Raw genomic sequence first — 11888 nt, forward strand, 5'->3', positions numbered from 1 at the left:
CGCCGACCGTGACCAGCTCCGCGCGCTGACGCACGACTTCCGCAATTGCGTCGAGCGCGACGACGCGCCGGTGCTGATCGATCAGGAGGGCGGGCGCGTCCAGCGGATGGGGCCGCCGAACTGGCCCGCCTATCCCGCCGCCGGGCGGATCGGCGCCGAATTCGCGCCCGACGTGGCCGAGGCCGCGGCTCGGCTGATTGGCCGCCTGATCGCCCATGACCTCAACGAGGTCGGGATCGCCATCGACTGCGCCCCGGTCCTCGATGTCGCCGAACCGGGGACCCACGCCGTCATCGGCGCGCGCGCGTGGTCCGACGACCCGCGCCGCGTCGCGGCGCTCGGTCTGGCTTTCGCGGAAGGGCTTTTGGCCGGCGGGGTCACGCCGGTGATCAAGCACATGCCCGGTCACGGCCGGGCCCGGGCGGACAGCCATCACGAGTTGCCGGTCGTCGAGGCGTCGCGCGAGGACCTTGAGCGCGACTTCGCGCCGTTCCGGGTGCTCGCCGGCCTGCCGATGGCGATGACGGCCCACGTGGTCTATCGCGCGCTCGACCCGGACCGCCCCGCCACGTCCTCGCGGCGCATCGTCGACGAGATCATGCGGGGCGAAATCGGCTTTTCCGGTCTGATCATGAGCGACGACGTCTCGATGAACGCGCTCAAGGGCTCGTTCGAGGAGCGCACGAGCGCAATCTTCGCGGCGGGGCTCGACCTCGCGCTCCACTGCAACGGCAATCTCGACGAGGCCCGCGCCGTCGCCTCCGTCGCGCCGCCGCTCGCCGGAGAGAGCCTGCGCCGCGCCGAGGCGGCGCTCGCAGTCCTCCGCCCGCCCGAGCCCTTCGATCTCGACCGCGCTCGCGCCGACCTCGCGGCGATCAACGCGCGCCTGGGGCCGGCCTGAGCCGTTCTTCAGGCGGAGGGCGACGACGGGAGGACGTCGTCCGGTCGCAGCGCCGATGAGGACGCCGAACAGGGAAACCGAGTCGGGCGCTGAAGGCGCGCGATCCGCCCGCGGCTTCGCATCTTCGCCGGGCGTCGCCATGCGCGGGGAATCCAGGCGGCCGTTTCAGAACCGCCATCCGAACTTGATTGTCGCGCTCGCCTCCCACTGGCCGTAGCTGGCGCCCGGCGCCGTCGACCAGACGTCCAGATGAGAGCCCTGCAGGTCGATGGCCGGCCGGCCGATAAGGTTGGCGAAGCGGTCGCCTCCGAAAAGGGACGCTGGAACGATATCCTCGAGGTCGCAATCGGCTGCGCCTCCCAGTCGCGTCTCTTCTCCCCAAATGGGTCCGCGTCGAACCAACGTCCGAGCAGCTGGACGGCGAAGCTTGCGTTCCAGTTCTCCGAAATGACCCACGACGCCGAGGGAATGAGAAAGAGCGCGTCCGACGAGAGGCGCGGCTCGCGCTCGCGCCTCTGCGCAAAGGCCGTGAGGCCGAAGGACCAGACCGTCTCGGCGGACGTGGCGGCGGCGATCGGCACGGGCCGGAAGGCGCCGTCGAAATTGAAACGCTTGTTGAATCCGAGGTTGAAGTCCTGCCGCGCCTCCGTCTGATCGGAGAAGGTCGGCAGGTAGCTGAAACGCGGCGTGATGGCGAAGTAAGGCGAGAGCGCCTGGTCGTTTGTCGGGTCGACGTATTGCAGTCGGCCCGAAAAGGTCAGCCGGTCGATATCGGCCTCCGAGGCGTCGAAGAAGCGTTTGAACTCGGAATTGGCGGTGACCGATACACGGAACGGCAGCCCGCCGACTGGAGCGGCCGCAGATAAATTGGCGACTGGAAACGCGCCCCAGGTTTGCGTTCCGCCAGAGCTCACAGCTTGAGCGTTCGAGTCGAAGTTCAGGGGCGCAAGCGCATTGAACCGGATTTGCGGCGTCACAACCTGCTGCTCGGCGCCGGGCGCCGTCGCGTAGAGGTTGTCGAAGGGTTCGGGCGTCGCGAGATCGAGCGTGCCGAGGAGCGCCTGCGTGCGCGCGTCGTCGGCGTCCAGGCCGGCGTCGCTTCGATCGCCGAGAGCCTGGGCCGGCGCCAGTGTCGGCGCGCAGACGACAACGCCGACCGCAAACGCGAGGAGAATGCGCCTTCGGGTTTTGGGGGCGCGTCGGGCTTGACGCTTCGCCGGGCGCTCGGCCGTTTGGCGCTCGGCGCGCGCGGGACCGTCCGGCGCCGGCGCACGCCGTCTCACGCCTTCGCCGGCGACCCGAGGAAGTGGTCGATCGTCTCGAAGAACTTGGCGACCGAGATTGGTTTTGACAGGTATGCTTCGCAGCCGCCGCGGAGAATCTTCTCCTCGTCGCCCTTCATGGCGAAGGCGGTGATGGCGATGACCGGGATATGCCGGAGTTCATCGTCGTCCTTGAGCCACTGGGTGACCTCGAGTCCGGAGACTTCGGGAAGCTGGATGTCCATCAGGATGAGGTCCGGGCGGTGCTTCCGGGCGATATCCACAGCTTCGATGCCGCTGCGGGTCTGCACGATCTTGTGCCCGCGCGTTTCGACGAGATCGTTGAAGAGCTTCATGTTGAGCTCATTGTCTTCGACGATGAGCACGGTCTTCGCCATGGGCGTGGTTCCAACAGCAGGCGGGGGCGCTTGCGCACGGACATTAACTCATAGAGCTTGACAAAGGGAGAATTGGGCCATGCGCGCGCCGCGGAGGGACCGGTCATCCACAGGCGTCGAAGCCGGACGCGATCTGGCGGTCGAGGCGCTGGCGTTTATCGCCGCGGACGAGACGCGCCTGGAGCGCTTCCTGGCGGTCACCGGTCTAGGTCCTCACAACCTCCGGCGCGCCGCGGCCGACCCCGGGTTCCTCGTCTCCGTCCTCGATTATCTGGCTGCCGACGAGCGGCTTCTCGTCGCCTTCGCCGCCGAGTCGGGCCGCCGGCCGGAAGAGGTGATGCGCGCGTTCGAGGCGATGCGCGGCCCGCCGCCGGGGGCCGAGCCGTGAGCGACGGCGCGGGGCCGGTCCTTTGCCGGGATTGCCTGACGCGGCGGCTCGACGCCCCGCGCTGCCCGCGTTGCGGCTCGCCGAGGGCGGTCGATCTCGGCGCGACCGCCAACCTCGACGTCGCCCACGTCGATTGCGACGCCTTCTATGCTTCCGTGGAGAAGCGCGACGATCCGGCGCTGCGCGACAAGCCGCTGATTGTCGGGGGGTCGGGACCGCGGGGCGTGGTCTCGACCTGCTGCTACCTCGCGCGCACCTTCGGCGTCCGCTCGGCCATGCCCATGGCGCGGGCGCACGCGCTCTGTCCCGAGGCTGTCGTCCTGCCGCCGGACATGGCGAAATATGCCCGCGTCGGCCAGGAGATCCGCGCGCTGATGCAGGGCTTGACGCCGCTGGTCGAGCCGCTGTCGATCGACGAGGCCTTTCTCGACCTGACCGGATGCGAGGGCGCAAACGGAGGAGGGGCCGCGGAGACGCTCGCCCGCTTCGCACGCCGCGTCGAACAGGAGATCGGTGTGACCGTCTCTGTCGGCCTCAGCTACTGCAAGTTTTTGGCGAAGATGGCGTCCGAACTCGACAAGCCGCGCGGCTTCGCCTGGCTTCGCCGGGAGGAGGCGAAGGCCTGGCTCGCGCCGCAGGGCGTGGGCCGGCTGTGGGGCGTCGGCAGGGCGGGCGAGGCGAAGCTCGAGCGCCTCGGTTTCCGTCTGATCGGCGACTTGCAGCGGATCGACGAAAAAGCCGCCGCCGCGCGCCTGGGCGACGACGGCAGGCGGCTCTGGCGGCTCGCGCAGGGGATCGACGAGCGGCGCGTCAGCCCCGATAGGGAGACGAAGAGCATTTCCAGCGAAACCACTTTCGACGTCGACGTCGGAGACCGGGAGGAACTCATCCGCGTGCTGCTCGCCCATTGCGACCGGGTCGCCGCTCGGCTGCGCAAGGCGGGGCTCGCCGCCGGCGGCGTTACGCTGAAGCTCCGCCTGCCGGACTTCAGCCTGCGGACCCGGAGCCGCGCCGGCCTGCCGCCGACCCAACTCGCGCCGCGGCTGTTCGCCGTCGCCCGACCGCTGCTCGAAGCGCAGCCGGACGGAGCCGCCTACAGGCTGATCGGAGTCGCGGCCACGGACCTCGCGCCGGCTACCGACGCGGACGAAGGCGACCTTCTGGAGGGCGACTCCGGCCGCGAGAAGTCGCGGGAGACGGCGATCGCGGCGCTGCGCGAGAAATTCGGCGCGGCCGCGGTCGAGCGCGGCCTCGCCTTCCGGGCAGGCAGGCCGAAACGATGACAGGCTAACGCGCCTTCCCGCAGACGGACGCGGGCAGGATTTCGAGCCTACGCAGTTGCGCGCGCAGCGCGAACGTCCCGTAGTCGAGCTTGAGGCTCCCCGACACGCCATTCTCGTAGAGGTCGTAGCTCAACGTGTATTCCGGCGCGGTGTCCTTCGACGCCTCGTTGAAATACGACACCACGACCGGCCAGCGGCGGACGTCTTTCAGCGCCTCCGCGTTCGTCGCGTCCTCGCTCGGCTTGGTCGCTTCTTTGCCGATCACGGCCATTGTGGCGTAGATCTTGGCGCCTGTGTCCGAGCCGTCATAGACCCTCGCCTGCACCACGCCCCCGCCGCTCCTGGCCGCGTCGATCAGGCGCTCCACGTGCTGGGTGGGAAACAGAACGTCGCGGCCGAAATCGATCGTCTTGGCGGCCGGCTCCGTGAGCTCGACCTTGAGGTCGTCATTGGCGCTGCGTGTTGCGGTGCCGGCGACCGGTGGCGCGTCCTGAACGCCCTGGGTGTCGATCTTGAACCGCATCGACGCGCCGTCGGCCGCCTCGAACGACGTGGCGTTGACGTCCATGGCGAGGGGAGCGCCCTCACTCCGCTCCATCTTGGTCATCTGGCGGAAGCTGGACGTGTAGCCGTCGCAGGCCGAGCCCCGGAATTCGTAAGCAATCAGCCCGGTCGCCGCGACCGGAGTCTGAACCAAACCGAGGGACGGCGAATCCGGGTCGATCAGCGAAATGTCGTAGGCGGCCCGATGGGCGGCGAGGGGCGCCGCAGAGGCGCCGGCGCATGCGGCCCCTGTCAGGGCGAGGCAAAAGACGGCGCCGACGAGTCTCGAAACCATGATGTCTCCAGGGACAAACATCCTCGTAGATTCCCCTTCGTTTCCGGCGGTTTCGTGACGTTAAGCGCGCGCGCCCGACGTCTTCACGTCGGTTCGTCTGGCGTGATCTGTCCCCAGGCCTCCGCCAGCGGACCTGCGTCGTCGAGCGGGTCCTCGTCCGCCCGGAGCGCCGGCTCGTCGCTCGGCTGGGGAACGCCGTAGCCCGCCGGCAGCTTGCCGTCGAACAGCCCGGCCGCCTGCAGTTCGTCGAGGCCGGGAAGGTCGCCGATCGCGTCGAGGCCGAACTGAATCAGGAACTCCGTCGTGGTGCCATAGGTGATCGGCCGGCCCGGGGCCTTGCGACGGCCGCGCATGCGCACCCAGCCGGCCTCCATCAAGACGTCGAGCGCGCCCTTCGACACCGCCACGCCGCGAATCTCCTCGATGTCGGCGCGGGTGACGGGCTGGTGGTAGGCGACGATCGCCAGAGTCTCGATCGCGGCCCGGGAGAGCTTGCGCTTGTCGTCGTCCTCGCGGGCAAGCAGCCACGAAAGGTCCTCGGCGGTGCGGAAGGTCCAGCGCCGCGCCACCCGGACAAGGTTCACTCCTCGGCCCGCGTAGAGGCGCTGCAACTCCTCCATGATCGCCGCGACATCGGCGCCGTCGGAAAGTCGAGCCGCGATCGCCGATTCTTCCAACGGCTCGGATGAAGCGAACACCATCGCCTCGGCGATGCGGATGTCCTCCGGCGTTGCGCGCGGCGCGATCGCGTCGAAAAGCTGGGCGACGTTGCCGGCGGTTCTCATCCGGGCCATGGGGCGCCTTTCCTGGTCTTTTCGGGAGCCGCCGTCATGCGGCCTGCTCCTCCGCCGGGGGCGTGGCGGCAGGGCGAATCCAGATCGGAGCGAAGGTCTTCTCCTGCCGGATCTCGATCTTGCCCTCGCGCACGAGCTCGAGCGACGCCGAGAATGAGGACGCGCGGGCGCTGCGGCGCATGCCCGGATCGAGGCAGGCCGCAAGCAGCCAGTCGTCGAAGGCGGTCCACTCGAAGCTCATGCCGATGAGGCGAGCCAAGGCCTCGCGCGCTTCGGCAAGCGACCAGACTTCCCGCGCCTTGAAGCGGACCCGGGCGCGGGCGTGCTTTTGAGCCTGGCGCGCGTAAGCCGCAAGCAGATCGTAGAGGTTGGTCTCCCAGTGCGAACGTCGCGCGACCTCGACGGCCTCCGGGGCGCCGCGGCCGAACACGTCGCGTCCCAGGCGGGTGCGGTTGAACAGGAGCCCAGCCGCCTTTCGGATCGCTTCGAGCTTGCGGAGTCGCACAGCGAGCGCCTCGGCGAGGTCCGCGGCGTCGGGCTCGGCGGCCTGCGGGGGGGCCGGCAGGAGAAGGCGCGACTTCAGGTACGCCAGCCATGCCGCCATGACGAGATAGTCGGCGGCGAGCTCGAGCCTCTGCTTGCGCGCGGCCTCGACGAACAGGAGGTATTGTTCGGCGAGCGCCAAGACCGAAATCCGGGCGAGATCGACCTTCTGGCGCCGGGCGAGCCCCAGCAGCAGGTCGAGCGGACCCTCGAACCCGTCGAGATCGACCGTGAACGCGGGTTCGCCAGTCGCGCAGTCCAACTCGAAATCGCTGCGAAACGGCGCCTCTGCAGGCACGAATCACCTCCGTATGACAGATTCCTGTCTGGGGCAGGCTCGAAGGGGCGGCAAGTCCGCCCGCAACGGCGTCAACAGGCGAATGGTTTCGCGTCCTCCTCGCCCCTCTTAACGAAATTGAGTTAACACAACGCTACGTTTTGGCCGCCGCAGGTGAGTCTTAACTCGCCTCTGTTCCTGGTTCCGTCCTCTTTTAACTATGCGCGTTTAGGTAAATTAAAGACGAATTGCGCGATCGGGACATGAAGCATTGTCATGAAAGCCAAAGGGCGTATCGTCAAAATTGTCGAACGGCGCTGCCGGCCGACCGAACGCTCCGCGGGGCCCCGGATTCCGTCGCATCGTCCGGGCCCTTGCGGGGCGGGGCAGACTTTTCTCGTCCCTCAGTAGCGCCTGAACAGACTCACCATCTTGCCCTGGACGCGGACGCGGTCGGGTCCGAAAATCCGGGTCTCGTAGGCCGGGTTCGCCGCTTCGAGCGCGATCGAGGCGCCGCGCTTGCGCAATCGCTTCAACGTCGCCTCCTCGTCGTCGATCAGCGCCACGACGATGTCCCCCGTCTCGGCCGAGTCCTGCTTCCGGATGATCACCATGTCGCTTTCGAAAATGCCGGCCTCGATCATCGAGTCGCCCCGGACCTCGAGGGCGAAATGGTCCCCGGACCCGAGGAAGTCCGGTGGCATGGCGATCGTGTCCATGCGCGTCTGAATGGCGGAGATCGGCGTGCCGGCCGCGATCCGGCCCATCAGCGGGATCATGACGGGTGCGCGTTCATCAGGGCCGGACGCCTGCTGCGGCGTACGGAGACGACCAAGGTCGCCGTTGATGACGCTTGGAGAGAATTTTTGCGGCCGCGGCGCGGCGACCGTCGCCGATTCCGGCAGGCGCAGCACCTCGATCGCGCGGGCGCGATTGGCGAGGCGGCGGATGAATCCCCGCTCTTCGAGCGCCATGATCAGGCGATGAATGCCGGACTTCGAGCGCAGGTCGAGCGCGTCCTTCATCTCGTCGAAGGAGGGCGGGACGCCGTCCTCCTGAAGGCGCTCGTGGATGAAACGCAACAACTCGCTCTGCTTCTTGGTTAGCATGAAAGACTCCGAACAACCCTGCGTGGTTGGAAGGACCGGATGAACCGCGACCAGAATCACCACGCGCCGTAAACAAATCACGAACAGACGCTAGCCGTTCACGCTGTGTTCCGCAAGCAAATTCTGAAATTCTGGGCGACGGCGAGCGCGGCTCGGAGAGCTCCAGCCTTCGGCGTCGCGGGGGACAGAATTTGCGCCGTCAATCCGGCATCTCGGTCAGTTGCTCGCCGCCATGGTTTTCGCCGATCGAATAGGCGCAGATCCGGGAGAGGTGGACGTAAGGCAGGGCGGTTTCTTCGGCCCAGGCGTTGAATTGCGCCTGGATCCGCCTGAGGTCGCCCTTCGACTTGGGCTCCTCCGCGACGTCGAGGCCGGCGTCGCGCAAGCAGGCGACGACGTCTTTCGACGTCGCGAATCCATCCCAGCCGATGAAACGCAGGAACATCTGCCCACTCATGCCGCCGAGCCGGTCGCCGCGTTGGGCGAGCAGGTCCAAGAGGCCGATCTCGTCCGACGACGGCCAACCGGCGAGGAACCGGCCGAAGCTTCCGTGCTCCTTCGCAACGGCCAGGACGAAGGCGGCGTTCCTGCGCACGGACTGGATTTTTGCCGCGTTACGGACGATGCGCGCGTCCTTCGCGAGGGCGTCCCAAAAGTCGTCCGGCTCGAAGGCGAGCCGCGACGGCGCGAAACCGAGGAAGGCCTCCTCGAAGCCCGGCCACTTCGCCTCGATCACGCTCCAGGCGAAGCCGGCCGAGAAAACGCGTTTCGTCATCTCCGCGAGCGCGCGGTCATCCGGGAGTTTCTTAAGCGACTCGCGATCGGGCTTCGGCGGCAACAGCGCAGCGAGCTTCTCGGGGCCGCCCTTGCGCGCCTCAGCGCGGGCGCGAATGACGGAAAAAGGAGTCATGGCTTTCCTCGGACTGGGCCCGTTTTCGGCGTCCAGCGGCCCGACGTCAAATGGCGGCGCGTCGGCCGCTTCTGTCTCGTCTCGCCGCAGGCTCGCCCCGGCCGCGCGGTTCTGGCAGGCGCCGTGTTTTCTCAGGGCTTGGGCGCCGAATCGGGTCACGATTTTACAAGGGACAGCCCAAAGCTCTCTGGCGTGGCAGGCGTGGGCGTTGCCTTTCGCCAGCCGGGTCGGGGACCCAAGCGCAAAGGCTGAGCCTCCCAAGCCGACAGGGCGCCGAACCCTAATCCATGCCAACTTTCTGCAAGCGTTGCCCATTGCCGTTTTGAACGTTTTCAGACGGTTGCCCCCGTAACGGCCGCTCCAACGGATTCTGAAGGCGTAGCGACCGCCCAAGGGTTCGACCCGAAAAAGGCGACCGTCTCGTCCCCGTGCTTGTCCGAACACACGCGAACGGCGGCGGCTCAATTCAGACCCTACCACGGACTTGTGGTTTCCAGAAGGATTTGTCGGCGTCGCCGAAAGGGCGCTCCGTCGCAGGCGTTTCCAAGGACCGGAACCTCAGGGCCGGCTTGCTCGTTCTCCGGCGTCGCGGAAACGGGAACCGCAAGCGCGGAGGAGCGAAATATGAGAGCACCCTGGATCGCCGCTGGCCTGGCGAGCCTGAGCGTTGGAGCGTGGAGCGCCGCCATCGCGCAGGAGGGCCAGCCGCAACCGGATCAGAACGCGCCCTTCGTCCATCGCCCCGAGCTCGGCAAGGCGGAAACGGCGCCCGGGCCGAACGGCCCCGAGCGCGCCGCCCCGAACTTCCGGACAGACGGCCAGGCCGCTCCGCGTCCCTCGCGGGACGACCGGCGGCAAGACGCGGAAAATCAGACCGGGAAACCGGAGCGCGGCGGGGCCGCCGAGGGCGGCCGGCCTGCGCCCGCCGGGAAGGCGGCCGACACGCAGGCTCGCCCGCAGGAGCCGCAGACGGGGCGCGACAACCAAAAGGCTGCGCAGAGCGAAGGCTCCGCCGGGAAGGACCGCCAGACCGAGCAAGGCGCGACCAAGACCCCGGCGTCCCAACAGCGCGCGGATCAGGCCGCGAGCCCCGCGGAAAACCGGAACGGCCAGCCGACCAACGCGCCCGCTCGTACGAACGAGGCGGCGACGGGACAAGGCAGCCCTAGCGGCGCCAGCGTTCCGGCCAATCGCGCCAACGAGGCCGCGACCGGACGGAACCCCCTCGATCCGCAGCAGGTGCGAGCAACGGGCTCCGCCCAGATTTCGCATGACAATGCGGTGCAGATCGCCAAGGTGCTGAACGCGACGTCCGCCGAGCAAAACGCCAACATCGCCGTCAATGTCGGGGCGCCGCTGCCCGGCGACGTCGATGTCCAGCCGCTTCCGACCCCGGTCGTCGAGCTCGTTCCCGAGTATCGCGGCTACGACTACGTGGTGGCGAACGATGAGATCGTCATCGTCGAGCCGACCACGCGCAAGGTCGTGGAAGTCATCAGCGAAGGCGGAGCGCCGTCGCCCCCAGCCGAGGGGACCACAACCCGAGCGGCGGCGGGGACGCGCGGCAATCCCTGCGGACCCTGACGGCGCTCGATCTCCTGCGCGACCGCCCTGCGCGACGTGCGGGGGAGGCGGCGAGCCATGGGGGAGGGACGAGCGCCTTCGCACTCCGGCGGACGGCGATCAATCGAAATCGGTCGGCAGGGACGGGTCGCGGCGATGGGCGAACATGCGCCGGATCTGCTGCGGCAGGACGCGTTCAAAAGACAGGTCGGCGGGGATGTTCTGTTCGTCGAACCAGCCGACTTCCGACGTCTCGTGGCTGACCGCGGCCTCGCCGCCGACGCGTTCGCAGATGAAGAAGACTTTGCAGCAGGAGAAGACGTGCGGTCGGTGGCCCTGCTTCGTGCGGTCCCAGACGGCCGCGAGCTTTACGGGTCTCACTCGAAAGCCACTTTCCTCGAAGGCTTCCTTGGCGGCGTTTTCCGCTGCCGTCAGGTTCACGTCGGCCCAGCCGCCCGGCAGGGTCCAACGGCCGCCGTCCGAGGTCTCGCGCACCATCAGAATGCGCTCCTCGCCGTCGAACACGGCGGCGCGGACGTCGACCTTGGGCGTCGCGTAGCCGGTCTCGCCGGCAAACAGCGCCCCGATCCGCTCGACCGGCGCGTCAGTTCGAGCCGCGAACATGCGCGCGGCGAGTTGGCGTATGGCCTCGTAGCGCTCGCGGTCGTAAGGGTCGCGGCTGAAGCTCAGGCCGATCTGGGCGATCGCCTGCAGTTCGCGCGCCCATACGAGCCAGTCGGGGTCTCCTGAAGCCATGGCGCGGTTTGACCCCCGGGCGGGGCGCGGGTCAAGCGCCGCGGCGCGGATTGAGACACTGCATGGTCGGGCTCTCCCATCGATCCGACAGCGCGCCGACGAGATGTGCTCCATCAGACCGCCGCTCCCGACGGAGAGCGGACCTGGTTGATGGCGGCCTTGGACGCCTACGACGGATCGGAAACGCCGAGCTCGCCGACGTCGCCTTTGCGAAAGGCCGTCAGACGGCTGTCTCTGCTCAAGTTGACTACCCGCACATTATCGGCCTCGAGCGCGTCAGCCAATTTCCGATATTCCTGGTCGATGATCTCAAGTTGACCCGCGAGGGGATGCCACCCCGTCCGCGCGAAAAAGTGATGGTCAGTAAAGTCGACCCCGATCAAGCCGATTCGCTTCGCGCCCATAAGTCCTGCGAGACAAATTGCGACGTAAGGAGAGGTGCGGGTGTAAGGCAGCGTATTTGGGAGGTCCCAGGCAACGCCGCCCGGCTGGCCCAAGTTAAATCGGACGAGATGGGGGTGCGGTACGCCCAAATCGAGCTGGGAAAATAGTGCTTGCGCGCGTGACCGCACCACATACCCGAAGCGATCGCCGTAAAATTCAGTTCTGTCATTCAGCACCACAAGGTAAGTCGGGTTAAAAAGCCGTCCGACGTCGTTCACGCCAATCGTTATAAAATGACCGTACGCGGTGAAACCGAGTAGCGAGCTACCGCAGCCGCAAACGATAATCGTGGCATCCTTATGGTAGTCACGAAAACCTTCCAGCGTGTTCGGCAGGGGGATGTCCCGAGCTGTGTTGAAATTTGCTCGGCGGGCGCTGCTGATTGAAAGGGTTATGCAGCGATGGCGCGCTCGTCAAGATTG

Annotated in this window: 13 protein-coding genes; 4 read left to right on the top strand and 9 right to left on the bottom strand. The window is 67.5% G+C overall.

All coding sequences use genetic code 11. The features are described from left to right. The coding region (locus ACLP25_RS16140; RefSeq protein WP_442470200.1) for a glycoside hydrolase family 3 N-terminal domain-containing protein at positions 1–901 on the top strand (901 nt) is incomplete at its 5' end. A gap of 8 nt (positions 902–909) precedes the next feature. Here the strand turns inward: ACLP25_RS16140 and ACLP25_RS16145 are convergent. Both ACLP25_RS16145 and ACLP25_RS16150 read right to left on the bottom strand, forming a co-directional pair. Beyond that, entirely contained in the window at positions 910–2184 is a 1275-nt protein-coding gene (locus ACLP25_RS16145) for a hypothetical protein (RefSeq protein WP_442470201.1), read from the bottom strand. Next, on the bottom strand, positions 2181–2561 hold the full coding sequence (locus ACLP25_RS16150) for a response regulator (RefSeq protein ID WP_442470202.1): 381 nt from the start codon (positions 2559–2561) through the stop codon (positions 2181–2183). The genes ACLP25_RS16145 and ACLP25_RS16150 overlap by 4 nt, the downstream gene beginning before the upstream one ends. 79 nt (positions 2562–2640) lie before the next feature. On the opposite strand from ACLP25_RS16150, the gene ACLP25_RS16155 reads away from it, so the two are divergent. Together ACLP25_RS16155 and ACLP25_RS16160 are read left to right on the top strand one after the other, a co-directional pair. Then, positions 2641–2949, top strand: coding sequence for a DUF3572 domain-containing protein (locus ACLP25_RS16155; RefSeq protein WP_442470203.1), 309 nt, complete (start codon positions 2641–2643; stop codon positions 2947–2949). After that, positions 2946–4232, top strand: a complete 1287-nt coding sequence (locus ACLP25_RS16160) for a DNA polymerase IV (RefSeq protein WP_442470204.1) — start codon at positions 2946–2948, stop codon at positions 4230–4232. The genes ACLP25_RS16155 and ACLP25_RS16160 overlap by 4 nt, the downstream gene beginning before the upstream one ends. Positions 4233–4236: 4 nt before the next feature. Here ACLP25_RS16160 and ACLP25_RS16165 read toward each other — a convergent pair whose 3' ends face one another. The 5 genes from ACLP25_RS16165 to ACLP25_RS16185 form a co-directional block, all read right to left on the bottom strand. Then, a complete protein-coding gene (locus tag ACLP25_RS16165) occupies positions 4237–5070 on the bottom strand; it encodes a cell envelope integrity EipB family protein (protein WP_442470205.1) in 834 nt (277 codons plus the stop codon). Positions 5071–5153: 83 nt separating this feature from the next. Further along, entirely contained in the window at positions 5154–5855 is a 702-nt protein-coding gene (scpB, locus tag ACLP25_RS16170; RefSeq protein WP_442470212.1) for an SMC-Scp complex subunit ScpB, read from the bottom strand. 43 nt (positions 5856–5898) lie between these two features. Beyond that, positions 5899–6705, bottom strand: coding sequence for a segregation and condensation protein A (locus ACLP25_RS16175; protein ID WP_442470206.1), 807 nt, complete (start codon positions 6703–6705; stop codon positions 5899–5901). Positions 6706–7088: 383 nt separating this feature from the next. Further along, entirely contained in the window at positions 7089–7793 is a 705-nt protein-coding gene (gene lexA, locus ACLP25_RS16180; RefSeq protein WP_442470207.1) for a transcriptional repressor LexA, read from the bottom strand. Between the two features lie 199 nt (positions 7794–7992). Next, complete coding sequence (locus ACLP25_RS16185; protein WP_442470208.1) at positions 7993–8703, bottom strand: DNA-3-methyladenine glycosylase I; 711 nt, start codon at positions 8701–8703, stop codon at positions 7993–7995. A gap of 624 nt (positions 8704–9327) precedes the next feature. Between ACLP25_RS16185 and ACLP25_RS16190 the strand changes: the two genes are divergently transcribed. Further along, positions 9328–10287 (top strand): DUF1236 domain-containing protein, encoded by a 960-nt coding sequence (locus tag ACLP25_RS16190; protein ID WP_442470209.1) that lies wholly within the window; start codon positions 9328–9330, stop codon positions 10285–10287. Positions 10288–10386: 99 nt separating this feature from the next. On the opposite strand, the gene ACLP25_RS16195 is transcribed toward ACLP25_RS16190, so the two are convergent. After that, positions 10387–11022, bottom strand: a complete 636-nt coding sequence (locus ACLP25_RS16195; protein ID WP_442470210.1) for an NUDIX hydrolase — start codon at positions 11020–11022, stop codon at positions 10387–10389. 167 nt (positions 11023–11189) lie between these two features. Then, complete coding sequence (locus tag ACLP25_RS16200) at positions 11190–11684, bottom strand: hypothetical protein (protein WP_442470211.1); 495 nt, start codon at positions 11682–11684, stop codon at positions 11190–11192. Positions 11685–11888: the final 204 nt, after the last annotated feature.

This window comes from Roseiarcus sp., assembly GCF_052145395.1.
Taxonomy (GTDB): domain Bacteria; phylum Pseudomonadota; class Alphaproteobacteria; order Rhizobiales; family Beijerinckiaceae; genus Roseiarcus.

Excerpts from the sequence above, each read along its gene's own strand:
- ACLP25_RS16150 (WP_442470202.1), bottom strand. The coding sequence starts at position 2,561 with ATGGCGAAGACCGTGCTCATCGTCGAAGACAATGAGCTCAACATGAAG.
- ACLP25_RS16155 (WP_442470203.1), top strand. The coding sequence starts at position 2,641 with ATGCGCGCGCCGCGGAGGGACCGGTCATCCACAGGCGTCGAAGCCGGA.
- ACLP25_RS16165 (WP_442470205.1), bottom strand. The coding sequence starts at position 5,070 with ATGGTTTCGAGACTCGTCGGCGCCGTCTTTTGCCTCGCCCTGACAGGG.
- scpB (WP_442470212.1), bottom strand. The coding sequence starts at position 5,855 with ATGAGAACCGCCGGCAACGTCGCCCAGCTTTTCGACGCGATCGCGCCG.
- lexA (WP_442470207.1), bottom strand. The coding sequence starts at position 7,793 with ATGCTAACCAAGAAGCAGAGCGAGTTGTTGCGTTTCATCCACGAGCGC.
- ACLP25_RS16185 (WP_442470208.1), bottom strand. The coding sequence starts at position 8,703 with ATGACTCCTTTTTCCGTCATTCGCGCCCGCGCTGAGGCGCGCAAGGGC.
- ACLP25_RS16190 (WP_442470209.1), top strand. The coding sequence starts at position 9,328 with ATGAGAGCACCCTGGATCGCCGCTGGCCTGGCGAGCCTGAGCGTTGGA.
- ACLP25_RS16195 (WP_442470210.1), bottom strand. The coding sequence starts at position 11,022 with ATGGCTTCAGGAGACCCCGACTGGCTCGTATGGGCGCGCGAACTGCAG.